This window comes from Campylobacter aviculae (assembly GCF_005406215.1).
Classification (GTDB): Bacteria; Campylobacterota; Campylobacteria; order Campylobacterales; family Campylobacteraceae; genus Campylobacter_D; species Campylobacter_D aviculae.
This window is the reverse complement of sequence record NZ_NXMA01000006.1, coordinates 37,466-64,454: the sequence shown is the minus strand read 5'-3', so window position 1 is coordinate 64,454 and position 26,989 is coordinate 37,466. Positions and strand designations below refer to the sequence as shown.

The following is a 26,989-nucleotide window of genomic DNA, read 5'->3' as shown; positions in this document are numbered from 1 at the left end:
ATCCTTTAATTATTTTTATATGTTGCAATAATTTCACCTTCGTTGATATTATCACCGGTTTTTACATAAATCTTTTCAATCACTCCATCTTTTAGAGCACTAACTTCAATTTCCATCTTCATAGCTTCTAAAATTCCTATTACTTCACCGCTTTTAACTTCCGAACCTTCATCGATGTAAATTTTAAAAAGGGTACCAGAAATCGGAGCTTGTATTGAATCAATATTTCGATGGTTGTTTTGTATTTTTTCTACATTTTTAACTTCAACTTTATCCTCAAAACCAGAATTTATTTCTACAAAATATTTGTTTCCATTTACTGTAACAGTAAAATGATTTTCATTAATATTTTGCTTAGATATTGCTGAAATACCTTTACGTATATTTACTTTAGCTTCTCCTCTTAAAAAGCTTATGCCTTTTTCTTTGCAAGTTGCTACAATAAAAATATTTTCCTCGTTTACTTCAATATTTTCTTTTTCTAACAAAGCCTTAATATAAGATATTTTCTTTGTTTCATCTCTATCGGCTAGATCAATGGCTAATTCCTCTGTAGGCTTTAGCTTGAGTTGATCTGCTGCAAGTTTTATTATTTCACTATCTGGCTTGATTGGTGTTTTCCCAAAATAACCAAGTACCATTTTTCCATATCCATCAGCAATTTTTTTCCAAGAACCAAACATCACATTATTAAAAGCTTGTTGAAAATAAAATTGAGAAACTGGAGTAACTGACGTTCCAAATCCTCCTTTTTCAACAACTTCACGCATTGCTTTAATTACCTCTGGAAAACGCTCTAAAATATTATTATCTCTCATCATTTGCGTGTTGGCAGTTAAAGCTCCTCCTGGCATAGGAGAAAAGGGGATTAAAGAATTTACTTGATTTGCTTCTGGAGGTACAAAATAATCCTTAAGACAATCTTTAAAAATTTCTTCATATTTTAAAATTTTTTCTTCTTCAAATCCACCCAAATCATAATTTTTTCCTTTTACAGCATGCATCATAGTTAAAATATCAGGCTGAGAAGTTCCTCCACTCACAGGAGCCGCAGCTAAATCAATGCCATCAACGCCTGCTTCCAAAGCAGCCAAATAACAAGCTATACTAATTCCAGCAGTTTCATGAGTGTGAAGTCTTACATGAATTTCTGAGGGCAAATTTTTCTTAGCCATTTTAATTGTCTCATAAATTTTGTTAGGATTTGAAGTACCACTTGCATCTTTAAAACAAATACTATGAAAGGGTATTTTCGAAAATAAAATTTCTTTTAAAATTTTCTCATAAAACGGCACATCATGAGCTCCATAGCATTGTGGTGGTAAATCCATTAAAGTAATGCAAATTTCATGTTTTAATCCATATTTAACAATACACTCTCCGCTAAATTTAAGATTATTAACATCATTTAAAGCATCAAAATTCCTAATAGTAGTTGTTCCGTGTTTTGCAAAAAGCTTTGCGTGTAATTCAACAATCTCTCTACTTCCAATATCCAAAGCAACGGTATTAATTCCCCTTGCTAAAGTTTGCAAATTTACATTTTCTCCAACAATAGAACGAAACTTATCCATCATTTCAAAAGCATTTTCATTTAGATAAAAATACAAGCTTTGAAATCTTGCTCCGCCTCCAAATTCAAAGTGAGTAATTCCTGCCTCTTTAGCAGCTTCTATTGCAGGAAAAAAATCTTGCATTAAAACTCTAGCTCCATAAATAGACTGAAAACCGTCTCTAAAACTTGTATCCATCACATCTATAAATTTTTTAGCCATATTTTTCCTCAAAAAACAATACACAGATTATATAAAGAAAAAAATAACACTTTACAAAAATTAAACAAAATAAAACAAAAAATCAACATAAACTTCATTTACTTGCATACTTTTTTCAATGAAACATTTTGTCTTAAAAATTTTGACAACAATATAACTATACAAAACCAATCAATTTGGTTATCAAAACCGCCATAACAGCTAAAGGCGAAATAAATCTTACAAATATATACCAAATTTCGAAAAATATACCACTCATATAAGGCTGAAATAAAATTTTTAAAGTTTCTTTTTTGATCACAAAACCAACAAAAATTGCAGCCAAAATTCCTCCCAATGGCATAATAATTTTACTAGAAAAACTATCTAATAATTCAAAGAAACTCATTCCCAAAATTTTAAACTGAGTTGCATCCAAAGAGGATAAAATACATAAAATACCTAAAATATATACAAAAATTCCAATAAAAATTAAAGCTTTCTTACGACTCATCTTAAAAGTGTTTATTAAATAAAAAGCTGAAGGTTCTATCATGGAAACTGCTGAAGTAATACCCGCAAATACCAAAGAAATAAAAAATGCGGCTCCAAAAATATGACCCACTAAATCAAGCTTTTGAAATAAAGTAGCCAAAGAAACAAAAACAAAACCTGGACCTTCTTGATTAGGATCATATCCAAATTCGAAAATAAAGGTAAAAACTACAAGTCCCATTAAAAGTCCGACTAAAAGATTGATAAAAATAATATTTAAAGTGCTTGTAATAAAATTGGTTCTATCGGGCAAGCTTGCCGAATAAGTGATAATAGTTCCAACACCCAAAGATAAACTAAAAAAAGCAAGTCCTAAAGCTTCAAGCGTATTAGAAATATTAATTTTATAAACATCAGGAACAAAAAGAAATTTTAAAGCCATTATAAAACCATCTTTAGTCATTGCATAAATAAGCATTAAAATAAGTAAAATAAATAAAGAAGGCATCATCCAAATATTTAATTTCTCAATACCATTCTTGATTCCTTTGGAAACAGTATAAAAAATGATAAAAAAGACCAAACTAAAACAAATAAATTGACTTAAAAAATCGTGATTTATAAGAAAATTGAAATCAAGAGCACTTGACTTCAAATTATCGGGTAATCGTCCAATAATGCTTAAATATGCATATTTAACTACCCAGCCAATAACTAAAGTATAAAAAGAAACAATTAAAATCGATCCTATCATTGTAAAACCTACAAGAGACCAAGATTTTTGATTTTTAGTGGCTAATTTTTTATACGCATTAACAGGATCTTTTTCACTAATTTTACCAATACTTAATTCGGCTAAAAAAATTACAAAACCAACTCCTAGAGTTAAAACAATATAAAGCAAAATAAAAGCTGAACCACCGCTCTGTCCTACAAGAGTAGGAAATTTCCAAGCATTACCTAAACCTACGGCTGATCCTGCTACAGCTAAAATAAAACCTATTTTTGAAAATTTAGAACTCAAAACACAACCTTAAATAAAATATTTTAAAACGTTTATTAAAGCAAAAAAAGTTTTAATCTTTATTGAAAAAAAAGGAAAAATAACATTTTTCAATAAAAATAAAGATAATGTATGATAAAATTTTCCTTAATTATTTTAAAGCCTTTGATAAATATCAAGTAGGGATACGCAAGCCGAAAGTATTTTTAAAGATTTTAAGATAAATATTTAAACTATTTTTAAGGTATATTTCTATGAAAAAAATTATTTTTTTATTTTTAGCTTTTGCAGCAGTAGCTTTTGCAGCTGAAACGAACACTTTGGTTGAGCAAGAAGCTATGAATGTGTGGATTAAAGCTTTTTCAGTTTTAGCAGCTGGATTAGGCTTGGGTGTTGCGGCACTCGGTGGTGCTATTGGTATGGGAAATACAGCGGCGGCAACTATAGCAGGAACAGCTAGAAATCCGGGGCTTGGACCAAAATTAATGACTACAATGTTTATTGCTTTAGCTATGATTGAAGCACAAGTAATTTATGCACTTGTTATTGCACTTATCGCACTTTATGCAAACCCTTTTATAAAATTTATTAGTCCTGCATCTTAATTTTAACCCATTTATAATGGGTTTTTTGCGGTTATGGTGGAATTGGTAGACACGCCATCTTGAGGGGGTGGTGCGCTCAGCGTGTGCGAGTTCAAATCTCGCTAACCGCACCATTTATTCTATTTTTTACTTCTTTTAACTTTTTTTAATTCTTTTTAACTTACTATGAAATAGGCTTTTGATAAATGATGGATTATTTTAGATTATCTTTAATTTATTTTAATTTATTACTTTACAAATATTTTTTATTGACTTTGTTATTAGTCTTACTATCAGAGTTAATAAATCTACAGAATAACTATAAAATCGCTCCAAAAATCAAAGTTATTTGACACAAAAACACTAAAAATGATAGAAATGATGCTGTCTACTTATAAAAATATTTTTAGTGTAGGTAAAGAAAATAAAAAGATTACTGAAATTGTTAAACTCGCTATAGAAAAAATGTTTAAAAATGATTTTTTAAATAAAATAAAAGAATTTTAAAATAAAATAAATCACATATTACTTCACAAAACAACTAGTAGTGGCAACACAAGATATTATTCTATAGGAATTATACCCACTTTGTTTAATAAATATGGTAATATAAGATTTCAAGCCTGTACAGGAAAAAAATGTAACGAATTTCTTAATTATGATGAAGCTTTATCTCTTCTAAATAAAATTAAAGATAAAAAGAGCTTATATCCAAAAAATAACTAAAAAATTTTTACTCATTCAAAACTTGGAACAATCTTTGCTTAATCTTTTTCTAGGCAATAAATTTGAAAGGAATAATAATGAGAAAATTTTTTCTTATTTTGGCAGTTTTAACAAGCTCTTTGTTTGCTAGTGATGAGTTAAACATTGATACACTCTTCAAAAAGCAAATTGGATTAAGAAGCATTACAAGCTTTTCACTTCTTAGCACGGGTAATGCAAATTCATACTCACTTTACCCTAATATTACCATAGGCGGAGATCCTACAGTATGGAATGACACAAAACAAGTTTTTCTAACTCAAACTTTTATCTATACCTTAACTCCTAAATTCGATATATTAATTTCAGGAGGAGGAAGTTATGCCAGACAAGAATATACAAACTTTTTTACAAACGAATATTCAGCTAAAAATCGTATAGGTTTTGATAATTTATGGTTAGGTTTTATTTATACAGGCGATAGCATAGCAGATTTTGTTCCACAAATCACTTTTCAAACCGCTATTGTTCAAAGAGAAAAAGCGATCAATCAAACAAAAAACTTTTATTTAAAATCACAAAGCTTGCAAGCTAGTTTAAGAGGATATAGCGATCCTGTGGTATATAGCATTTATACAGGATTTGGTTATAATGCAAAAAGAAAATTTAAAATTGCTAATATAGAATATGGACATAGCATTTATATAGGTGGAGATTTATCTATAATCTTAAGCCCTAAAATCACTTTAGATCTAGGAGCTGAACAAAGATTTCAAACTGAACAAAAAATCAATGGCTATCAAAATTCTGAAGTGCGTTCTATTCCAACTCTAAGTTTAGGATCAACCTATAGCATAAACTCTGATACAGCAGTATCTGTGAGTGCTAGTTTTGGAGGGAGTTCTGCAAGCCCTGATAGTGTGTTTGGATTAAGCCTATGGAAAAAATTCTAAAATTATTATCAATACTTATTATTTTGCCTTTATTTTTAAAGGCAGACTTTATAGTTAAATCCTATTCTGAAATTAAAAATAAAAACGTCATAAGACAAAGTTATGAAGAATCTTGCGGTGCTTCATCTTTAGCAACACTTATTAATATACTTGATGATAAAAAATTAAGCGAACTAGATCTTTTAAAAACTATGAGTGGGCAAAAACTATATACAGATATGGTAAGTTTTGCAGACTTAAATGATGCGGTTAAAAAACTAGGCTATGAAAGCAAATCTTATAGGATAGATAGAAAGAGTTTAGAAAAACTTGCAGGAATTCCTATTTTAGTGAAGATTGAAGATGATCCACGTTTTCCACATTTTGTGGTGATTATAAATCATAGGGGTGATTTTTTACAAATACTTGATCCAAGTTATGGAGAATATATCAGTTCTAAAAGACAATTTTTTAGTGTATGGGATAGATATAAAAAAGGAGGATATGCCTTAATCATTGCTCCTAAAAAGAAATTAAAAGAATACAAGCTTAATATACCTAAATCTTTGAATTTTGATTTTAATCCTTTTAGCTTATATTAAAAGATTATTTATAGGAGTTAAAACAACTCCTATAATTTAAATATTTAATCTTTAAAAACAAAAAAATAAATACTTGCAATAAAACTTACATAAACCTCTAAACCTTAATATTCACACTTCTATGTTTAGTTTTAGCTTTAGAACTTAATTTGCTAAGATGATTGGTATTAGAGTTGGAATTGTTATCATTAGCGTTAGAATTATTGTTATTAGTATTAGAATTGTTATTTGTATTGTCATTATCTATTTTTACATTAAAAAGAATTTCTAATTCTTTCGCTAAATCAAATTTATTTTCAAGAAGTTTTTTTATGAGTTCATTTCTTATATTATCATCTTTATAAGTTTCTTTGTTTTTACTTTCTGCTTGGATGGGTTTGAAGGGTTTTTGAGTATTGTCATCTTGTGTTTTTTTATTTTTATTATTTGAAATGCTTTGTCCGTTAGGAAAAGCATGATAGACAATTCCCTTAGCTTTTTCTTCTGCAGTTAATTGTTCTACAAATTTATCGTGTCTTTCTTTAAAATCTAAATATTTAGTTTTAAACTCATTTAAGCTCATATTAGAATTAATCATTTCATTGTATTCTTTTCCTAATTTTTCAATAGTTTTAATTAGCCTATCATCTCCTAAATTTTTCGCCCTATTCATATAATCCCATATTGACAAACTATCTCCTATGGGATTATCCCAATCGTTCTGTTGATTAGAAGGTTTCATACGAACAGAATAAGTTAAATGATTAGAATTCATAAAGGATATAAAATCTTTAATTTCACTACTGCTAATATTTTTATCCAAACCTGCCATTTTACCTAATAAAGTAGTTGTTCCTTCTACAATGGGGTGATTTGCAAAAAAAGCAATCAAAGCACTCCCTTTGGATATTTCACCATCTTTTATTTGATATTTATCTGAACCCAAATCTGCTAATTTCATATCAGCAAGTTCCCAAAATGTTGCAGTATTATCTTGAAATTTTTTCCAATAATTAATACCATCATTATTGGATAAATTTTTTAAATCTTGCTCTTTAAAATTTTGCCCTAATTCTTTATCATTCACTAAAGAAGAAAAAGAATTATAAGCATTTCCTATAGTTTTAGCTATATCAATTTGAGAATAAAAGGGTTGTCTTTTAAGAAAACTATTTACAAAATTCTCCATACCCTTAGCATAAATCTTATAGTCTTTAGGTATTCCTGCAGCTTCATTAAAATCACTGGTAAAAAAACCATCTTCATCTACACCATAACCTAGTATTTTATCTACAGCCTTAGATTTATCACTTACTAAATTTGAATTTGTTTGTTTTAATGAAGTATTGTTTGAAATATTGTTATTATTGTTATTATTGTTTAAATTTGTGTTGTTGTTTATTTCTTTATTATTATCTACCAAATCATTTGTTTTAGAATTCTTTTTAGAATTTAAAGTATTTGTATAGTAATTATAATTTGAGTAAGAAGTTATATTATTTATCATTTTACTGCCTTTTGGTTATAGTGGTAGATAATATTTTATCATTTCTATATCGGTTAGAAATGATGAGAAGTTTATGGTAGCAATATTGTTATAGAAATTAATGATATATTTTTATAAATTTATTTTTTTAATCATTTTAAGTTTTAAAATTATTTTTTAAACTCTTTTATCTATGCTTTTTTCATTAAGTTTTTCCATAAGTTCTAAAATATCTATTCCATTTTCTTTTTGAACTTTTAAAAATTGTTCCCAAAAATTATTTTTTATTTCATCTTTGTAAGTTTCTTTGTTTTTACTTTCTGCTTGGATGGGTTTGAAGGGTTTATTTTCACTAGTTTTATTTTTAAAATCACTTATACTATTGCTAGTATAAAATGCTTCGGTATATTGCTTTTGAGTTTCTTGAAGTTTAAGCCACTTTTCTTTAAATTCGTCTATTGTTTTGCTTGTATGGAATATTTTAATCACATCTTCATCATAATTATCACCCCAATACATTTCTTGTGTGTTTTTATTTATCCAATCAAGCAAAGAATGAAACTCTGTTTGAGATAATTTGCCTTGTCTAAGTTTATCTTCTATTGATCCATCAAGTATTTCATTTTTTTCACCTAATTCTTCATAATATTTTTGCATCCGTGAAAAACTATTAATCAATTGCTCCCTTTCTTGATTTGTAAGTTGCGGATGCGGATCTTTTGGTATTGGATTTTTTTTAGTATAATCTAATACACCAAATCCATTTAACACACCTATTGTTATCATCTTACACTCCATCCTCTAAGAGCATATTCCATTTGCTCTTTGTATTTATTTGCCATTTCTTTAATAATCATATTATAATTTAACATAGGACTAGAATTAAATTTATAGATTTGTCCCTTGCTGTCCGCGACGCCTACGCCATAGGTAAAGTATACATATTTTCCATATCTACTATATCCTATATTTCTCTTTACTGAATACATAGGAAAAAAATCAACGGAATTGTTCGTAACATTTAAAAAAGCTTGCAACCTATTTATGCTTGGATTTGCACAATCTGATTGTCCTAATCCGGACCATTTGTATTATAAGCATAATTTAAAATATAATTCGCTTCCGCACTGGTATATCTTGCTATAACATAATATTCATTAATATTATTGTGTTTTGCTTGTATTAAATACCCACCCTTAACATCTTTCATTTCATTAAGGTTAAGAACTTTAACACCTGCACTATTATCACTGAGTGCACCATTACTGACTTTAACTAAAAAATCATCTGCAAAAGCAGAACTTGCTAATAAAGCACCTAAGGTTGCAACGCTTAATAATTTCTTGATCATGTTTACTCCTTTCTATTAAAGTATGTTTATTTTATCACAGTTGATTATTTAAATCAAATTTTTAAAAGTCTTAATTTGTAGAGATTTGAATAATATTTATAATGAATTTTTAGTGTTTTAAAAGTTTTTTATTTTTTTAATATAATTTAATATAGTGTGTCAATTGGTAATATTATTTATATCAATAAAAAAATATAATATTAACTTAAATTCTAAAAAGATTAAAACTCTAAACTCTTATATCAACTTTTCTTTGTTCAGCTAGTCTTTTTGCTTTTCTTTGTTTTTCTAAACGTTCTAATTGTTCTTTTTGAAATTTTTCCATATCTTCAAATATTTTAGATATAGGATCTTTGTAGTTTTTAAACAATTCATCAAATCCTTTTGCAGAGTTATCATTTTCATTTAAAATTGAATTAGAAATTTTTAAATTTGGTTTAAAACTAACGCTGAATTCTCCTACAGCTTTAGGATCATCAGCTGGATTATAATTTTTTATATCTTCTGCGGACATAGACTTATCAAATCCTTGAATTTTACCATTTGAAGAAGCTTCACCCTCTATAATATACATATTAGAGTTAATTAAAGCAATTAAAAGCCCACCTTTAGTGATAGAACCGTCAGAATTTGTATATTTAGAAGGTGTGGTATCAAAATCATCTATACCACCAAAAATATCATGCGTTGCAGCTTCATTTTTTGTGAATTCTTCATAAGTATTATTAAACAAATAAGATATATCTATCCTTTGATTAATAATGCTATTTTTTTCTTCTAGTAATATTTCATTAAAAGTATTTTTTATATTATTATAAGTATCTACCACTTGCATTGTTTGAGCATTATATTTATAACCTTGTGGGAATTTTGCTATTTCATCAAGTGTGAAACTATCTTTAGAATTTAAAACATCTTCGCCCACTACTTGACTTAAAATTTTATAAGCATTTCCTATGGTTTTAGCTATATCTACATGTCTAAAAACTCTTAAAGGATCATCACTTGAAGCCCAATTTGAAACCAAGCTTTCCATAGTACTAGAATGAATTTTTATATCTTCAGGAATTCCCGCTGCTTTATTAAACTCACTGGTAAAATATCCATCTTTATCTACTTTATAACCTAATACTTTATTATTTGTGTTAGAACCTTCTTTTAATTCTTGTAAATTTTTAACATTGCTATTAGAAGAATTTAAAGAACTTTGATTTTTTTTAACATTAATGTTTAAATTAGTAAAGAGATTATTGCCAAAACTTGTATTAAAATTTAACATTGTTTTAATCCTTATTTATTTTGGAATAAAATAGCAAATTCTATTCCAAAATTTAAAATTTAAAAGATAATTACTTGAATTTATATTCTTATCATTAAAAATCTTCCCTATAAATAACTATTTATCAATAGTAAGTTGCAAGAATATTATTGATTTGTTTTTGAAATCTACTTTTTATATCATATGCAATTGTGCTTGAAGTGAAAGTATTTCTAATTTTGTATACATTTTCCCCGTATACACCTACAATTGCAAATCCTTCTGCAAACTGAATTTTCGGGATACCAAAAGGAGTTGCTATGACAGTTTTAGTTGCAGTAACTGCAAGATATTGGTTAAGATCAGGGTTAGCAATATTTGCTAAATCTCTATAATTAGATTTTGCATAAAAATCATTTTTTAAATGATCGCATTTGTCACCCGCAAAACCACAGCTAACTTTATATCTTCTTTCAAAATCAGTCATTCCAATAATAATACCAATTTGTGTAAGTTTTGTCATTCCTATATTTAGATTTTGCAAAGTAAATACTTGTTGTCCTGTATTAGTTTGCAACAATCCATACCCACCCTTAACATCTTTCATCTCATTAAGACTAAGAACTTTAACACCTGCGCTATTATCACTGAGTGCACCATTACTGACTTTAGCTAGAAAATCATCCCCAAAAGCAGAACTTGCTAATAAAGCACCTAAAGTTGCAATGCTAAGTAATTTTTTAATCATAATTTATCTCTTCTATGATAAAAATATAACATAAACTATTTTATCATAAATGATAATTTTAAATCAAATTTTTAAAAGTCTTAATTTTTAAGGGTTTAAATAATGTTTATAATGAATTTATAACACTTTAAAAGTTTTTTATTTTTTAATATAATTTAATGATAATGTATAAATTGGTAAAAAATTGAAAAATTATCAAAAATGAGTTTATGGTAAAAATACCATAAACTAAAAATTCTAATTAAACTATCGCTTCAATTGATTTACAATACCTAACATATCATCACTTGTAGTAATAGCTTTTGATCCGGCCTCATAAGCTCTTTGTCCTGTAATAAGATCTGTCATCTCTTCAACAAGTTGGACATTGCTAAGCTCTACAAATCCATGCCTAACAGTTCCTAGTCCATCCTGTCCCGCTATTCCAGCAACTGGCGCACCGCTTGCACCCGTTTCAAGATATAAATTATCTCCCATAGAATGAAGCCCGGCAGGATTTATAAATTGTACCAATTCTATTTGTCCAATTTGAGTTTCTTGTTGTTCTCCTGGTAACATAACTGACACGGTTCCATCGGTTGCCACATTGATAGCAGTTGCACCTTCTGGTATAGTCATCTCAGGCAGTAATCTATAGCCATCTGAATTTACAATATTACCTTCGTTATCTTTTGTAAATTGTCCATTTCTTGTATATCCTATAGTTCCATCAGGCAGTTGAATTTGAAAAAAGCCATTTCCAGCAATTGCCATATCAAGGCTATCCGTACTCGTTGCTTTTAAATTTCCTTCAGTAAAAACTTTAGTTACCGCAGTTGGACGCACACCAACACCCACTTCTATGCCTGAAGGAGAAAGAGTTGTAGCTGAAGTTGAAGTTCCTGCGTATTTCATAACCTGATACATCAAATCAGCAAATTCGGCACGACTTTTCTTAAAACCAGCCGTATTAACATTAGCGATATTGTTAGAAGTAACATCAATTTGTGTTTGCTGCGCTACCATTCCTGTAGCTGCAGTATGAAGTGATCTCATCATTTTCTTATCCTTTAATCTTTATTATTTAACAGATGCAAGCTTATTAATAGCTTCTTGATTTAAATCATCCATATGAGCTGTCATAACTTTTTGATACATCTCAACCATTCTATTGGCTTCAATTAAACCTACCATCTCAGTCACTGGATTGACATTAGAACCTTGAGAGAAACCTTGACGCACTGCATTAGAATTATCCAAATCTCTAATGCGAGTTAAATCATCGATCTTGTAAACATTATCTCCATCTTTTTGCAAAGCCCTTATATCATCTACTTGCGCAATAAACAATCTCGCATTTCTTACGCCATCAACTTCAATATTTCCATTTTTGTCAGCATTTATTTGTGCTACACCATCTGAAACATGAATTCCTGCATTTTGAGGGTTATTAAAATAATCGCTACTTAATACCCTATAACCTTGCTTATTAACCAAATAGCCCTCATTATCTAGCTGAAAATTGCCATCTTTGGTTAATCTTACTTCCCCGTCTTTGGTTTGAACCAAATAAAAAGCATCTTCTCTCGTTATTGCAAAATCTAAAGGATTATTAGTAGCTTTTAAAGAACCTAAGCTAAAATCTGTGTATTCTTGAGAAACCTGTGGGATAGTGTCTATAGTAGTATTAACAAAACGCGAAGCGTCTCTTGTATGATTTTCTATAGGCAACTCATCCTGAGTTTCTTTAAAAATCCTTTTAAAATCTGCAATCACAACATCATCTCTTTTATATCCACTTGTGTTAATATTGGCAAGATTGTTTGTAATAACATCAAGTTTATTAAACTGAGTTACCATACCACCTGTTGCTTGATAATATCCATTTTGCATATTTTCACCTATAAAATTAATTTTTACAAAAATATAAAAAGCAAAGAGTGTTCCAACTTTTTTAAAAAATCGAAAAAATATGAAGTTGCAAGAAAAAAAATAAGATTTTATAGAATAACGCAAGACTTAAAGTCTTGCTTGAGGTTATCAATCCATTTGACGACGTAAAAATGTAGGAGTTTCAATCTGAGCCATAATTTCTTCGTCAAAACCACCACTTACTTTTTTAAGGTTTAAATAAGGGTTTTTCTTAATAGCCTCAGTACCTTCGGAAGATTTTTTCGAAGCAGCATCCTTATCTTCAAATCCTGTAGCAATAATAGTAACTTCTACCCTATCTTCCATACTATCATCTGTAGTGGAACCAAATATAATTTTAGCATTTTCATCAACAATTTCTTCTATGCTATTCGCAGCAGCTGAAATTTCAATCAAAGAGCAATTAGAACTAGTTTTAAAATGCAAAATCACACCTTTTGCACCCTTAATATCCATACCATCGAGTAATGGAGATTCAATTGCATTAGAAAGTGCTTCTTCTATGGCGTTTTCACCACTTGCACTTCCAACACCCATAAGAGCAAGTCCTCGATGACTCATAATCGTTCTAACATCTGCAAAATCAACATTAATATCGCCATTATCTAAAAGTATAGAAACCATGCCTTTAACAGCACGGGCTAAAATATCATCAACCAATTTAAAAGCATCTTTAATACCTGCTTTTTTATCTATAATACTTAAAAGTTTTTCATTTTGAATTACAAGGATAGAATCACTTTCTTTTTTAAGCTCAAGAAGTCCATTTTCGGCAAGTTTTTTTCTTTGCTTCCCTTCGAAAGTAAAAGGCATAGTAACAACTGAAACAGTTAAGGCACCAATTTCTTTAGCCGCTTGTGCAATAACTGGCGTAGCACCCGTTCCGGTACCTCCTCCAAAACCTGAAGCAATAAAAACAATATCGCTTTGACTTAAACTTGCTTTAATTTCCTCAAAACTTTCTCTAGCACTTTCAGCTCCAACCTCAGGAAGCATACCCGCCCCAAGTCCTTTTGTCTTTTTCTCGCCAAGCTGAATTTTAGTCTTTGCTAAAGAGTTTGAAATAGCTTGCGCATCAGTATTAGCAGCTATGAGATCAAGATCATTTAAACCCATTTTTACCATATGATTAATCATATTACCGCCTCCGCCACCGCAGCCTATAACTTTGATTTTAGCGCCTTTGTTATGTTGCATCTCTTCTACTGAAAATTCGTTCATGAAATTCTCTCCTTGTTAAAATTGATTTGTGAATTTATCCCATAAATTTTTAAAAATACCAGATTTCTTCTCTTTTGTTTCTTTAAAATCTAATTGTTCTTGAATTGCTATTGTATCATTTTCTCGCAAATTTTCATCAAAAAAATCAGATTTTATTTCATTTTCCATTTCTTTTTGAGAAATACTTTCTTGTCTGATTTGACGATTGTAATTTTCTATTTCACCCTTATATCTTAACTTTTCATTAGAATCAAGTTCATAAGGAGTAAAATAACCCGCACCATAAAGACAAAGCCCTATTGCACAAGTATTTTCTGGATCGTTAAATATTTCATTAAATCCTATAATTAAATCTTTTTTTGTAGTAGCAAGTCTTACAGAACGATTATCAAAATGAACTGGAGCTAATGCATCAATGCCAGCTAATTTAGTCATTCCGCCGGTAAGCACAACCCCACCACCTACGCTATTGACATAGCGATTATCACTCAAAATCTTTGCCAAGATCATTAGAGTTTCTTCAGTTCTAGCATAAATAACTTCAGAAATAATATCCAAAGAAACCTCATTAACTCTTTTTTCATCTCCCATTGTTGGAATCTGTATTAACGCATTTGGTTGTTGTGATAAAGCTGCATAATTAAGTTTAATTTTTTCAGCCTCCTTAAGTGGAGTATGTAAAGCCATAGATAGATCTTGTGTAATATTAATGGATCCAATTTGCAAACAATCATTATAACGGATAGAATTTCCAGTATGTACTACCATATCACAAATTCCACCACCCATATCAATAAGCACTGAACCAAGTTCTTTTTCGCTATCATCTAAACAAGCTATTGATGAAGCATACCCAGAAAGTACTATATTATCAACTCTTAAATCAGCTAATTCTACAGCTTTTTTTAAATTTTTAATGTGCGATTCTTGAGAAATTACAATATGTGTTGAAACCTCTAAACGACTTCCACTCATTCCTAATGGATCATCCACGTGTTCTAAATCGTTAACTTTGAAATTATAAGGTAAAACATGGATAATTTCGTATCCACTTGGTATATTAGCTGTATGTTTTGCTGTACTTACCGCACGATGTATTTCTTTGATGCCAATTTCATGATTTGGAATATTCACAACCCCTATACTATCTACACTTTTTGTATATGCACCAGAAATTGAAACAACTACTTTATCATAATGCACTCCACTCATCATTTCAGCATTTCTTACCGCTTCTTCGATTGATTTTGAAGCAAGTTCAATATTAGTAATAGTACCTTTCTTAACACCATTTGTTTTTGCTTTTGCAAAACCAATTATTTTTAAACCCTCTTCATCCTTTTGAGTAATAATAGCACAAGTTTGCGTCGAACCTAAGTCAATTCCTAATATATTCAAAATTATTTCCCTTTATAATAAATTTTTATTGGATATACTTTTTTAAGCTCTTCTATTAATTCCTGTTTAATTTCATTAGCTTTTAAAGTTTGCAAATTTTGCTTAAGCATAAGACTATATTGTTTTAATTTATTAGAATTTATATCAAGCTTTTGCTTGTTAATCTTATAAAGTATTGCTTTACTATCATTTAAAATTACATAAGAACTATTTTGATCAGAATTAAAAACATTCATTAAAAAATAGCTAAATTCTGCATCATTTAGCATTTTATCATTAATTTTATCACCATCTCTTAAGGAATCTCTACTCACAAAACCTATATTTACGCCGCTGAAATTTTTCAATTTTTCTTTAGCTTCTCTTTCCAAATTTTTCTTAGCTTCATTGCTTAAATATATAGGTAAAACCTCACTTCTTGCCTCTTCAAAAGTTTTTATTCTTATAGGATTTATCTTATTAAGCCTTACAATTATATAGCCATCTTTATATTTTACAGGTCTTAATATATCACCGTTTTTAATTTTGGATAAAACTTCTAATGGATAATAAACGCTTAGGTTAGAAATATTTTCATCTTTTTGGAATTTCTCTTTATTATTCTTCAATTCCAAAAATTTAATATTAGCTAAATTTTTAAGCTGCGCTAGTTCATAATCTCTAGAAATTTTATCTCTTGCTGATTTAAAATCTATGATTTTGCCATTCTCGTCTCTATAATTTAATTTATTGTTTCCTTCGTTATAAAATTTCTCCAACTCGCTATCATTAATTTTTTTATTTTCAGAGAATAAATAATAACTAGAAATTTCATAAATTTTTTCCGTTTTAAAGTCTTCTTTATGTTCAATCCAAATTTTTTTCAAATCATTTTCATTGATTTTTATATTTTTTTTATCATAATTAATTTCAGCAATACTTAAAGAATCTTGCATAAAATAACTTGCTGCCAACATTTTCAATTCATCTTCATTTGAAGGTATATTAAAAATTTTACCAAGCTTTTCAATAATCACTTCATTTGAAAGGATAGTTTCATAATCTTTTGGTGTAAAATTATTTGCATTTAAAATTTCGTAATAAAGAGTTTTGTTAAAATCTCCCACAGGATTTTGAAAATATCTTGTATCAGTAAGCTTTTGTATTATTTCATTTTCACTTGAATTTAAACCTAAATCTTTAGCAAAATTTAACAAAAGCTTGTCTTCAATAAGCGAATTTAATGCCACATTTTCAAGGCCTAATTTTTTAGCACTTTCTTCGTTTAAACTACCATTGCTAATTTGATTATAGTAATTGAAAATTTGATTATACCTTATATTAAACTCACCATAACCTATCTTTTCATTTCCTACTACAGCAACACTTGAATTACGATTAAGATTAAAATCATAAGCACCCCAACCTACAAAACCTGCTCCAACAAAAGCTATAGTGCTAACCCATATGGTAACAATAAGATATTTTTTATGATGCTGCATCCAAGTAAGCATAACATTCCTTGATAAAAATTAAACCGCTGACATTTTAGCGTAGAAGTCTTTAAGTGGAGTTTAATTATAAGAAAATCCGAATAAAAAATAAATCAAAATATTTAATTTCAAATCAAAATTAGTTATAATTTGATATAGTTTTACAAAACATTAATATTTTAGGATGCAATATTGGAGATTCCACATATTCCAGTTTTACTTAACGAAGTTAATAAGGTGTTTAAAAGTCTAAATACAGGCTATTTTTTAGATTGTACTTTAGGTTTTGGAGGACATAGCGAATCTATACTTGAAAATCATCCTAATATAAAACTCATAGCTTGCGATCAAGATGAAGAAGCTCTAGAATTTTCTAAAAAACGTCTCGAAAAATTTAAAAACAGAACTCAATTTTTATCATCCAATTTTAGTCAAATTTTTGATAAAATTCCATATGAAAACTTAAAAGGAATTTTGGCTGATATAGGAGTTTCTTCTTATCAACTTGATAACAATAATCGTGGTTTTAATCTTAATTCTGACTTTTTAGATATGCGGATGGATCAAAAAATAAAAACTTCAGCTTTTGATATAGTAAATTCCTATACATGCGATCAACTTGCTTTTATTTTTGAAAAATATGGAGAATTAAACGATGCAAATTTTATTGCCGAAAAAATCTGTCAAACAAGAATAAAAAATCCAATAAAAAGTGCAAAAGAATTGCAAAATATCATAGGTACGGCAAAACAAAAACATAGAAAAGTATCTAAAGCAACCTTAGTTTTTCAAGCTATTAGAATCGAAGTAAATCAAGAACTTGAAGTTTTAAAAAATTTTTTAGAAAAATTAGAAAAAATAAAATTAAAAGATTGCATTTTAGCTATAATTTGTTTTCATTCTTTAGAAGATAGGATTGTAAAAACTTATTTTAAAAAATGGGCAAAAAATTGCATATGCGATGAGAGAATTTTACGTTGTGAATGCGGAAATAATAACGCTTTGGGAGAAATTTTAAATAAAAAAGTTATCACTCCTAGTAAAATTGAAATTTCTCAAAATCCTAGATCAAGCTGTGCAAAAATGCGTTTATTTCATTTTAAAAATATGGAAAAATAATGTTAGAAGATGATTTTTTAAAAGAAAAACAAAACATACGACAAAAAATGCTTAACTTTTCTCGTGCTATTAGTCAAGGGAAACCTTTAGACGATGAATTAAAAAATGAGATAATTTCTAGCAATGATATTTTCAAAAGACGCCTTAATAAAAAGCCAAAGAATTTATTTGAACAAATTGATGAACAATATGAAATAAAAAATTCCAAAAAATCCAATATTTATTTAAAAGAAGATTTAATTAATGTAAAATTAGAAGAAAAACAATCTTTAGCTAAAAAAATCTTTTCCAAGTTAAAAGAAAAAAAGAAAAATTTACACACTAAAAAGCCTAGTAAAAAATTAAATATCTTAAAAAAAACTGAAAATGAATTAAGTCAAAAGAAAATCCAACAAGATTTCAAAATAAAAACTACAAATTCAAGCGAAAAAATTAATACTGATTCTTTAAAAAAAGAAAATATTAAAATTAATAATAAAAATTCTAAAACACCCCAAACTGATATTAAGCAAAGTTTAGAAAATTTACAAAAAAAAGTAACCATAAAACAAAACAATATATCCACAATTTCTAATCAGCCAAAAACTTATTATAATGAAGATACTCAAAAGACTAAAAATATACTTTTAGAAGGATTTAAAGATGCAACAAAAGAAGATAGAAATTTAAATTTCAATCACTTGCTTTTTACTATTTTATTTGTCAGTTTTATCTTATTCTTGTTTGCACCGCAAATTTATATAAGAAATCAAATTTATTATTTAAGTCGTGAAATTGCAACCTTAAAAACAGAAGAAAATGTACTTAATGAAGAAAGTAAAGATTTAAAAAGAAGATTGGAAAACATGCGTTTCCAAAATCAAATTCTTGATTATTTGGATTGAATAATTTTTTCTAAAACATACTTTTCTAGATTCTTCTTTAAATTATCATCTTTTAAAGCTTCTTTATAAAGATCACTCGCTATAAAAGAATACTTTTCGTATGCAAAGTAGGGAAAATGCAAATTCCATGCTTTTTCAATTAACTTCTTAGAAACTATCTTTCGGATATAAATTTTAAAAATATCATATCCTATAAAAACACAAGCTGTTACAGCAACGGCACTAACTATACTTATATGAAAATCAAGACGCGTAAGAAAATAATGCGTAACAAGCAGTAAAGGTAATAAAATAAACACACAAAGAATGCTAAAATACATATAGCAATTGAAAATTCTAAAATTAAAATTAAGTTTAGAAGGATCAACAAGCATTCCATCATTAAATAAAGCATTAGCTTCAAGTAAATCACGCAAAAGAACAGGTTGATCCGATATTTTAAAAAGAAAATTAAGACTAAATTCTTTAAATTTTTTCATGCTTTAAAAATGTAAATAAAAGCTTTTAGCCTTTATTTACAAGTTCTTCCGTAACTCTTGCAATTTCAAATTCTTCATCCGTAGGAATAATACATACTTTTATTTTAGAATTAGCAGTACTTACTATTCTCTCAGTAGACATTCTTTGGCTATTTAAATTTAAATCAAGCTCTATGCCAAGATGAGTTAATTTTTCACAAACTTTTTGTCTTACTAAAGAAGAATTTTCACCTATTCCTCCTGTGAAAATAATACCATCAGTTCCTGGTAACACAGCAAGATAAGCTCCTATATATTTTACTAAACGATAGCAAAACATATCAAAAGCTAAGCGTGCTTTATCTTCTCCTTTTTCAACTCGTGATTCAATATCCCTAAAATCATTATAACCGCAAATTCCATACACCCCGCTTTTTTTATTCATCAAATTATCAATCTCATCTATACTTAAACCTCTTGCTTTGCTGATAAAAGGTATAATAGCAGGATCCATATCTCCGCAACGAGTTCCCATAACAAGACCTTCAAGTGGAGTAAATCCCATAGAGGTATCCACGCTTTTTCCGTTTTCTACAGCACAAACACTTGCTCCATTCCCAAGATGAGCTGAAATAATATTTACGCTATTTTTTTCCAACAAATTAGCAGCTTTTGAACTAACATAAGCGTGAGAAGTTCCATGAAAACCATATCTTCTTATACCATCTTTATCATAAAATTCATAAGGTAAAGCATACATATAAGCATAATCAGGCATTGTTTGATGAAAAGCTGTATCAAAAACTGCAACATTTGGTACATTTGGCGCAGCTTTGATCATTGTTTTTATACCGGCTAAATGAGCTGGATTGTGTAAAGGTGCGAAAACACTTACTCTATCGATTTCACTAAGTACTTGATCATCTATTAAACAATGTTTTGTTAAAGTTTTTCCTCCATGGACAATACGGTGACCACAACCATCAAGAACTTTAAGATCTTCTAAAATTCCTGATTCTTTAAAAAGCTCATTTAAAACTTGTAAGCCATGTTCATGATCTTTTATAGCGACATCTCTCTCGAATTTCTCATCGCTTAAAGTATTTTTTAGAACCACTTTAGAAGTTTCTTCACCGATTTTTTCAATCAAACCACTTGCCTTAACTACTTTATCATCAAAAAATTTAAATTTTATAGATGATGAACCTGAATTTAAAACTAAAACTTTCATTTTTATCCTTTATTAAAATTATTGAGCTTGTACAGCACTTAAAATGACAGTATCTACAATATCATCAACCAAACATCCACGACTTAAATCATTTACTGGCTTTTTAAGGCCTTGCAAAATAGGACCGATTGCCAAAGCATCGGCTGTTCTTTGCACAGCTTTATAGCCAATATTTGCAGCATCAAGATCTGGAAATACAAAAACATTAATTTGTCCTGCTATTTTAGACTCTGGCATTTTTGAAGCTGCTGTTTTAGGATCATAAGCACAGTCAAATTGCATAGGACCATCTATGTTTAATTCTGGATATTTTTCCTTAGCTATTTTAAGGGCTTCTTTCACAAGATCCACGCTTTCTCCCTTTCCACTATCCCCACTAGAATAAGAAAGTAAAGCAACCTTAGGATCTAATCCGAAAGATTTTGCAGTCATAGCGCTAACATAAGCACTAGAAGCTAATTGCTCGGCTGTTGGATTAGGATTAACAGCGCAATCTGCAAAAGCCAACATTTTATCTTCTAAGCCCATGAAAAATAATCCTGAAACAGAACTTACCCCTTCTTGAGTTTTAATCAGTTGAAGTGCAGGACGAATCGTTTCAGCTGTAGTTGTAGAAGCTCCACTTACCATAGCGTCAGCTTTTCCGCTATGCACAAGCAAAGTTCCAAAATAAGTTTTATCTTTTACTAATTCTTTAGCTTGATCAAGAGTCATTCCTTTAGATTTTCTTGCCTCATAAAGCATGATGGCAAATTCTTCGCATAAATCTGAATTATAAGGATTGATCATTTTTGCAGAATTAATATCAAGCATTAATTTTTCTGCATTTTGCTTGATTTCTTTTTCATCTCCTAAAATAATAAGATCAACAACTTCAGTTTTTAATAAAATATCACAAGCTTTTAAAATTCTCTCATCATTACCTTCTGGCAAAACAACTGTTTTTTTATTTTTAATACCTTTTTTGATCATTTCATACTTAAAACGATAAGGGGTTATAAAATCATAAGATTTTAATTGAGCGATTTTATCAAAATCAATATTTTCATCAATTAAAACATAATTTTTACCACTTAAAAGCTTATCAAGATGTTTTTGAGCCATCGCTTTATATTCATTGCAAACATCAGCGACAATTGGAGTGTTAAGATTTTTAGCGATTTTAACATTAAGCCCAAAAGCATCTAATACACCAAATTTAGAAAAACCAATTGTTAAAACAAATTCATATTTTTCTTTTAATTTCTCATAAGTTTTTAAAATAGTATTAAAAAAAATATTAGAATCTTTATTAAATTCTTCCATAGCATCTTTATCAACAAAGCTATAGGTATTTTCTATGTTTTGATTGATGCTAAATTGATTAAGCCACTCTTGAAAAATAGAAATATCATGCTTAGAAGCTACTGGGCAATAAATCGCCATATTTTTATAGTTTTTACTATAATATTCTAGCAATTTTAAACCAACTTTAATATTTTGATCATCACTCTTAGATCTTATTAAATAAAGATTTTCCATTATTTCTCCTTTTATTTTAAAAAAGTGGAACACTCTTTGCTTTTCGTTTTATAAGCATTATTTTAACAAAAAAAAATAAAAATTCATAATTTAAAGGACGATTTCATGAAAAAAATTTTATTTTACACACTACCTTTTATATTTTTTGGATGTTCTGCTACAGTGGATCCTCAAATTTCTATGAAACCACCTGCTTATGTGGAAGAACTTGCTCCCAAACAAAGCAACAATATAGAAACAGCGCCAGGATCGCTTTTTGGTAAAGGAGATAATCCCTTATTTTCTGATAAAAAAGCAATGAATGTTAATGATTTAGTTACCGTGGTTATCCAAGAAAGCACTACCCAAAGCACTCAAGCCAATAAAGCTACAAGTAGAACCAATACCTCGAATTTAGGCGGTGGAGCTTTAACGGGTAGTTCTGGGATAGTAGCAAGTGCAATCAATAAGGTTAATGCCTATTCTAATATAGGTTTTCAAACTAATAGCACAAATAATTATCAAGGAACAGGATCTCAAAGCCGCAATGAAAGCTTTAATACAACCATCTCAACTCGCGTGATTAAAATCTTATCTAATGGTAATTATTTTATCGAAGGCTCAAGAGAACTTTTAATCAATGGGGAAAAACAAATCATACAATTAAGCGGAGTGATTCGTCCTTATGATATCGGACAAGATAATACTATAGATAGCAAATATATTGCAGATGCAAAAATTCTTTATAAAACTGAAGGTGAAGTGGATAGAAGTACTAGAAAACCTTGGGGAAGCAAAGTAATAGAAGCCATTTGGCCATTTTAATCAAAGCAGGGTTTTTCACCTTGCTTTATTATTCTTTTATTGTTCTACTTTTTACCTCATCTTCAACTTCTAATAAAAATCTATCAACCAAATCTTTTTCTTTTAACTTAGCAACAACTTCGCCATGTCTTATAACAAGCCCTTGATTTTTTCCAAAAGCTATAGCAACATCTGCCCCTTTAGCTTCACCTAAAGCATTAACGACACACCCCATAACGCTAATATTAATCGGTTCTTTAATATGTTTGGTTTTCTCTTCTACAATCTTAATTGCACTAAGCAAATCACTTTGTATCCTTCCGCAAGTTGGACATGAGATAATATTAACCCCGCTTTTTTGCACTCCACTATCTTGTAAAATTGCCTTTGCGACACGAATTTCTTCTTCAAGTTCTCCCGTCATAGATACACGCATGGTATCACCTATGCCTTTAAGAAGTAAATTTCCTAAAGCTATGGAACTTTTTACTGTGCTATGAAATTTAGTTCCTGCTTCTGTAACACCTAAATGAAATGGATAATCACACAGCGGACGCAATCTTTCATAAGCCTCTATCGTTTTTTGAGCGTCCGAAGTTTTCATTGAAATTTTAATATCTGTAAAATCTAAATCTTCTAAAAGCTTGATATTATATAAAGCACTTTCTAGCATAGCCTCTATGCCATATCCAAATTTATCGCTAAATTGTTTTTCTATAGATCCATGATTAACCCCTATGCGTATAGGAATATTACGTTCTTTGCAAGCCTTTACAACTTCTTTGATATTTTCTTTAGAGCCAATATTTCCAGGATTAATTCTCACTCCGTCAATAAATTCAGCACAATATACAGCCAAGTTGTGATTAAAATGGATATCAACTATTAAAGGCAAGGGACTTTTTGCTTTGATTTCTCTTAAGGCCCTTGAATCAGCTATATCTAAACAGGCCAAACGCACTATATTTGCTCCAGCAAAATAAAGGCGATTGAGTTGATCTAAACAACCCTCTATATCTCTGGTTTTTGTAAATAACATCGACTGAACTGAAATAGGCGCATCACCTCCTATCAAAACATTTCCTACTTTAATCTGCTTTGTTTTAAATCTCTCTATTTTCATACAAACTCTTTTTCAATATTATTTTTTAAAATTTTAACTTTTTTTGCTTTAACTAAAGTTTATTTTTATGATTAAATTAATATTTACATAAAATCTATAGGATCAATATCTGCATTGACATTTTTAAATTGCAAAACGTATTCTTCTATGGCAATTAAAGCCTTATAAGAATCACTGCGGATAAGGATATGAAAACGGTATCTTGCATTAATCATTTCAACTCCGCAAGCTCCGTATCCAATAAGTTCTATATTTTTTATCGTTGCTAATTTTTCAGCTAAATACTCGCATAAATTTTGTGCCTTTAGTTTATCCTTATCTTCTATGATTAGCCTTAAAAGGCGTTTAAAAGGAGGATATAAACCTTTTCTATTTTCAAGCTCATCTTGCAAAAAAGCATCATAATTTTGTATATATTTTTCAAAAAAAGCACGATTTTTAGTTTGCAAAAGCACTCTAGCTTCTCCTTTACGCCCTGCCCTACCTGCGACTTGCATAGCTAAAGCTAAAGTCTCTTCACTCGCTCTAAAATTCGGTCTAAACAAGTACTCATCAATACCCAAAATCACACTCAAATCTACATTGTGATAATCATGTCCTTTAGCAAGCATAGAAGTTCCTATAAGTATATCAATTTTTTTATCATCGAATTCTTTTAAAATATGATTTAATTTTTTAACACTCGTAATCTCATCACTATCAAACTTTGCTATTTTAGCATGGGTAAATTTTGACTCTAAAAGCTCTTTAAGCTCAGCTGTTCCCATCTTTCTAGCTTCTAGCATTAAACCTTTGCAAGAAGGGCAGGATTGGTCGATATTTTTCGTAAAATTACAATAATGGCATTTTAATAAATTTCTATTTTTATGCAAGCTCATAGCAATAGAACAAAATGGACACTTTATCGTCTCTCCGCAATTTTTACAAAAAATTTGACGAAAATTAGCACGAGTAGGTAAAAAAATAATCACTTGCTTTTGTTTATTTAAACTCGCTTGTATTTCATTTAAAAGCATAGGACTTAATGATAACTCATTTTCATCATATAAAAAATGTTTTTTACTTTCAAAAAATGTTCCTTTAAGTCTAAATGCCTTTTGCTTATAAAAACTCGTTAAAGAAGGAGTTGCGGATCCTAAAACGACTTTAATATTTAATTTAGCTCCTAAAAAAAGCGCCAAATCTCTAACATTTAAATAGGGTTGATTTGAAGCTTTATAAGAATTATCATGCTCTTCATCTACCACAATTAAACCTAAATTTCTAAAAGGCAAAAAAAGTGCTGATCTCGCTCCAGCAATCAATAAAGCTTTGCCTTCATTAAAGCTTTCTAAACATTCTTGTTTTTTCTTTTTAGAAACCTTGGAGTGCCATAAAAAAAAACAGTCTTCAAAATACATTTGCAAACGTTTTTTCATTTGAGAAGTGAGTGAAATTTCAGGCATTAAAAATAAGACTTGCTTTCCTTTTTCTAAATAATCCCTGATTAAAGAAACATAAATTTCAGTTTTACCGCTTCCAGTATCTGCAAAAAGTAAAGAACTTGTTTGATTGTTTAAAAATTCTAAAGCTTTTTGTTGTTCTAAACTTAAATTTGGCTCTTTAGTAATTTCTAGTTTTTTACAGCTATACTCTTTACTTGTTGAAAAAAAACCCAAAACAAAACCCATTTTGGCTGCATAATAATAAGAAATAAATTGCGCGAGTTCAAATTGAGATTTACTTAAAGAAAAAGGTGTAAGCTCTTTAATAGCTTTTGTTTGAAAATCTGGTTTTTCGCATTCTTTAATTACTAAGGCTCTAAGATTTTTTTTCATTTTTACATCTATAATTACTTCACTTAAGACAGGGATTTCCTTTTCACTATGAAAAATTAAATTTTGTAAATATAGCCCAAAGACTGACACTTCATAATATCTCATTGTAAATCTTTACAATATTTTGAATTTATGCACTCTAAAATACCTTCTTTAGAATTATAAATAAAATCAACATATTCTTTTGAATTAAGAAAAAATCTATATTGATTGGATGCAATTTTCATCCAAGATTTAAAATCAGAATAAATAGGAGAACTAAGCAAAGAATAGCTACAATCTTGTTTATTATCACAATAAAAAAGTTTTTCTTTTGGGGTATTGAATTTAGCATTATCAAGCTTAGATAAAAAACCATTTATTTCTTTAAGTTCAGCTTGAGTACGCATAAGCGATAAAGCCGAACTTAACATCTCATAATCTATTTTTAATTTTAAAATTTTAGCTTCATCTTTATTTTTACCTGAGAAGGTTAAAGCTAAACTTGCAAGTATCCCTAAGATAAATACAACAAAAACAAGTTCGAGCAAGGTAAAAGCTCTTTTCATTTTACTGGGAGTTCTTCATTGATAGCTTTTATAAGTTTTTTAAGCTCTCTTTCTAAAATATAATTTTCATAACTTTTTTTCACAAAAGCATCCACAAAACGCTTGAGTTCAATTTTTTTTGTTCCGCCAGAAATTAAAGCGATATCATCTTCTAAAATGTTGGCAAATTCTTCACTACATTTAACAATGAAATCTTTTGCAGAAACATTGATAATTACTTGTTTTAAATTATCACTTGCCAAGAACTGCCTCGATTTTCTTGAAAATATCTTCACTTTCTATATTGCGAGATTTTAATTCCTCTTCAAGACGCATAATTTGATTGCTTTTTGCTTCATTTTGTGCTTTGACGCTTACAAGTTCATTTCTTAAATTCTCATTTGCTTCGCACACTTCATTATACTTTTCAATAAGCTCATTAACTTTATCCGACATTGTGTTAATAATTTTTTCATCAAACATATTTTTCGCCTTCTTTGTATTGAAAATTTAAATATAGAAAATATTTCTATAATTGTAGCAAAAAAAAATAAATTTTTATGGATTAATTTTAATTAAAGTATTTTCTTTTAAAATTTTTAACATTAGAAATTTTATAAAAGCGAA

Annotated in this window: 28 protein-coding genes and 1 tRNA gene; 8 read left to right on the top strand and 21 right to left on the bottom strand. The window is 28.9% G+C overall.

Translation table 11 applies throughout. The features are described 5' to 3' along the window. Positions 1-5 precede the first annotated feature (5 nt). Both CQA76_RS04435 and CQA76_RS04430 read right to left on the bottom strand, forming a co-directional pair. Positions 6-1,775, bottom strand: a complete 1,770-nt coding sequence (locus CQA76_RS04435) for a biotin/lipoyl-containing protein (RefSeq protein WP_137622240.1) — start codon at positions 1,773-1,775, stop codon at positions 6-8. A gap of 157 nt (positions 1,776-1,932) precedes the next feature. Further along, on the bottom strand, positions 1,933-3,273 hold the full coding sequence (locus CQA76_RS04430; protein ID WP_137622239.1) for a sodium-dependent transporter: 1,341 nt from the start codon (positions 3,271-3,273) through the stop codon (positions 1,933-1,935). Between the two features lie 233 nt (positions 3,274-3,506). Between CQA76_RS04430 and CQA76_RS04425 the strand changes: the two genes are divergently transcribed. From CQA76_RS04425 to CQA76_RS04400, 5 genes are all read left to right on the top strand, one after another. Then, a complete protein-coding gene (locus CQA76_RS04425; RefSeq protein WP_137622238.1) occupies positions 3,507-3,857 on the top strand; it encodes a F0F1 ATP synthase subunit C in 351 nt (116 codons plus the stop codon). A 27-nt stretch (positions 3,858-3,884) separates the two neighbouring features. Beyond that, positions 3,885-3,970: transfer RNA gene (locus tag CQA76_RS04420), tRNA-Leu, on the top strand. A gap of 244 nt (positions 3,971-4,214) precedes the next feature. After that, entirely contained in the window at positions 4,215-4,343 is a 129-nt protein-coding gene (locus CQA76_RS09305) for a hypothetical protein (RefSeq protein WP_269747333.1), read from the top strand. Between the two features lie 296 nt (positions 4,344-4,639). Further along, the gene (locus tag CQA76_RS04405) at positions 4,640-5,494 is read left to right on the top strand and encodes a hypothetical protein (protein WP_137622236.1); all 855 of its coding nucleotides are present in this window, start codon (positions 4,640-4,642) and stop codon (positions 5,492-5,494) included. Next, positions 5,479-6,075, top strand: coding sequence for a C39 family peptidase (locus tag CQA76_RS04400; protein WP_137622235.1), 597 nt, complete (start codon positions 5,479-5,481; stop codon positions 6,073-6,075). Before CQA76_RS04405 ends, CQA76_RS04400 begins: the two co-directional genes overlap by 16 nt. A 97-nt stretch (positions 6,076-6,172) precedes the next feature. Here the strand turns inward: CQA76_RS04400 and CQA76_RS04395 are convergent, their stop codons facing one another. From CQA76_RS04395 to CQA76_RS04350, 11 genes are all read right to left on the bottom strand, one after another. Then, on the bottom strand, positions 6,173-7,561 hold the full coding sequence (locus CQA76_RS04395; RefSeq protein ID WP_232364894.1) for a Cj0814 family flagellar-dependent secreted protein: 1,389 nt from the start codon (positions 7,559-7,561) through the stop codon (positions 6,173-6,175). Positions 7,562-7,717: 156 nt separating this feature from the next. Continuing rightward, positions 7,718-8,326, bottom strand: coding sequence for a hypothetical protein (locus CQA76_RS04390; RefSeq protein WP_137622234.1), 609 nt, complete (start codon positions 8,324-8,326; stop codon positions 7,718-7,720). Then, a complete protein-coding gene (locus CQA76_RS09190; RefSeq protein ID WP_232364893.1) occupies positions 8,323-8,529 on the bottom strand; it encodes a hypothetical protein in 207 nt (68 codons plus the stop codon). Before CQA76_RS09190 ends, CQA76_RS04390 begins: the two co-directional genes overlap by 4 nt. Positions 8,530-8,612: 83 nt before the next feature. Next, the gene (locus tag CQA76_RS09185) at positions 8,613-8,891 is read right to left on the bottom strand and encodes a hypothetical protein (protein ID WP_232364892.1); all 279 of its coding nucleotides are present in this window, start codon (positions 8,889-8,891) and stop codon (positions 8,613-8,615) included. 229 nt (positions 8,892-9,120) lie between these two features. After that, positions 9,121-10,170 (bottom strand): Cj0814 family flagellar-dependent secreted protein, encoded by a 1,050-nt coding sequence (locus tag CQA76_RS04380; RefSeq protein ID WP_137622233.1) that lies wholly within the window; start codon positions 10,168-10,170, stop codon positions 9,121-9,123. Positions 10,171-10,294: 124 nt separating this feature from the next. Further along, positions 10,295-10,897 (bottom strand): hypothetical protein, encoded by a 603-nt coding sequence (locus CQA76_RS04375; protein ID WP_137622232.1) that lies wholly within the window; start codon positions 10,895-10,897, stop codon positions 10,295-10,297. Positions 10,898-11,143: 246 nt separating this feature from the next. Next, a complete protein-coding gene (gene flgG, locus CQA76_RS04370; protein WP_137622231.1) occupies positions 11,144-11,935 on the bottom strand; it encodes a flagellar basal-body rod protein FlgG in 792 nt (263 codons plus the stop codon). A 21-nt stretch (positions 11,936-11,956) separates the two neighbouring features. Continuing rightward, the gene (locus tag CQA76_RS04365; RefSeq protein ID WP_137622230.1) at positions 11,957-12,769 is read right to left on the bottom strand and encodes a flagellar hook-basal body protein; all 813 of its coding nucleotides are present in this window, start codon (positions 12,767-12,769) and stop codon (positions 11,957-11,959) included. Positions 12,770-12,916: 147 nt separating this feature from the next. After that, positions 12,917-14,029, bottom strand: coding sequence for a cell division protein FtsZ (gene ftsZ, locus CQA76_RS04360; protein ID WP_137622229.1), 1,113 nt, complete (start codon positions 14,027-14,029; stop codon positions 12,917-12,919). Positions 14,030-14,044: 15 nt separating this feature from the next. After that, on the bottom strand, positions 14,045-15,433 hold the full coding sequence (ftsA, locus tag CQA76_RS04355) for a cell division protein FtsA (protein WP_137622228.1): 1,389 nt from the start codon (positions 15,431-15,433) through the stop codon (positions 14,045-14,047). After that, positions 15,430-16,920, bottom strand: coding sequence for a peptidylprolyl isomerase (locus CQA76_RS04350; protein WP_137622227.1), 1,491 nt, complete (start codon positions 16,918-16,920; stop codon positions 15,430-15,432). The genes ftsA and CQA76_RS04350 overlap by 4 nt, the downstream gene beginning before the upstream one ends. A gap of 171 nt (positions 16,921-17,091) precedes the next feature. Here CQA76_RS04350 and rsmH point away from each other — a divergent pair, with 171 nt between their 5' ends. Both rsmH and CQA76_RS04340 read left to right on the top strand, forming a co-directional pair. Next, entirely contained in the window at positions 17,092-18,018 is a 927-nt protein-coding gene (gene rsmH, locus CQA76_RS04345) for a 16S rRNA (cytosine(1402)-N(4))-methyltransferase RsmH (protein WP_137622226.1), read from the top strand. Continuing rightward, complete coding sequence (locus CQA76_RS04340) at positions 18,018-18,902, top strand: hypothetical protein (RefSeq protein ID WP_137622225.1); 885 nt, start codon at positions 18,018-18,020, stop codon at positions 18,900-18,902. Before rsmH ends, CQA76_RS04340 begins: the two co-directional genes overlap by 1 nt. Here CQA76_RS04340 and CQA76_RS04335 read toward each other — a convergent pair. Genes CQA76_RS04335 through pta form a run of 3 tightly spaced genes read right to left on the bottom strand, consistent with a single transcriptional unit; the run spans position 18,890 to position 22,112 of the window. Beyond that, positions 18,890-19,381 (bottom strand): hypothetical protein, encoded by a 492-nt coding sequence (locus CQA76_RS04335; RefSeq protein ID WP_137622224.1) that lies wholly within the window; start codon positions 19,379-19,381, stop codon positions 18,890-18,892. The two genes, CQA76_RS04340 and CQA76_RS04335, sit on opposite strands and share 13 nt — an antisense overlap. A gap of 25 nt (positions 19,382-19,406) precedes the next feature. Then, complete coding sequence (locus CQA76_RS04330; protein WP_137622223.1) at positions 19,407-20,591, bottom strand: acetate/propionate family kinase; 1,185 nt, start codon at positions 20,589-20,591, stop codon at positions 19,407-19,409. An 18-nt stretch (positions 20,592-20,609) separates the two neighbouring features. Continuing rightward, on the bottom strand, positions 20,610-22,112 hold the full coding sequence (pta, locus tag CQA76_RS04325; RefSeq protein WP_137622222.1) for a phosphate acetyltransferase: 1,503 nt from the start codon (positions 22,110-22,112) through the stop codon (positions 20,610-20,612). A 105-nt stretch (positions 22,113-22,217) separates the two neighbouring features. Between pta and flgH the strand changes: the two genes are divergently transcribed. Then, positions 22,218-22,916 (top strand): flagellar basal body L-ring protein FlgH, encoded by a 699-nt coding sequence (gene flgH / locus CQA76_RS04320; protein ID WP_137622221.1) that lies wholly within the window; start codon positions 22,218-22,220, stop codon positions 22,914-22,916. 28 nt (positions 22,917-22,944) lie between these two features. On the opposite strand, the gene ispG is transcribed toward flgH, so the two are convergent. The 5 genes from ispG to CQA76_RS04295 all read right to left on the bottom strand — a co-directional run bounded on the left by ispG (position 22,945) and on the right by CQA76_RS04295 (position 26,845). Continuing rightward, positions 22,945-24,018, bottom strand: coding sequence for a flavodoxin-dependent (E)-4-hydroxy-3-methylbut-2-enyl-diphosphate synthase (gene ispG, locus CQA76_RS04315; RefSeq protein ID WP_137622220.1), 1,074 nt, complete (start codon positions 24,016-24,018; stop codon positions 22,945-22,947). Between the two features lie 83 nt (positions 24,019-24,101). Further along, the gene (locus tag CQA76_RS04310; protein WP_137622219.1) at positions 24,102-25,940 is read right to left on the bottom strand and encodes a primosomal protein N'; all 1,839 of its coding nucleotides are present in this window, start codon (positions 25,938-25,940) and stop codon (positions 24,102-24,104) included. Further along, the gene (locus tag CQA76_RS04305) at positions 25,937-26,383 is read right to left on the bottom strand and encodes a type II secretion system protein (protein WP_137622218.1); all 447 of its coding nucleotides are present in this window, start codon (positions 26,381-26,383) and stop codon (positions 25,937-25,939) included. Before CQA76_RS04305 ends, CQA76_RS04310 begins: the two co-directional genes overlap by 4 nt. Further along, positions 26,380-26,625, bottom strand: a complete 246-nt coding sequence (locus CQA76_RS04300) for a hypothetical protein (protein WP_137622217.1) — start codon at positions 26,623-26,625, stop codon at positions 26,380-26,382. The genes CQA76_RS04305 and CQA76_RS04300 overlap by 4 nt, the downstream gene beginning before the upstream one ends. Then, on the bottom strand, positions 26,615-26,845 hold the full coding sequence (locus CQA76_RS04295) for a hypothetical protein (protein ID WP_002776426.1): 231 nt from the start codon (positions 26,843-26,845) through the stop codon (positions 26,615-26,617). Before CQA76_RS04295 ends, CQA76_RS04300 begins: the two co-directional genes overlap by 11 nt. Positions 26,846-26,989: the final 144 nt, after the last annotated feature.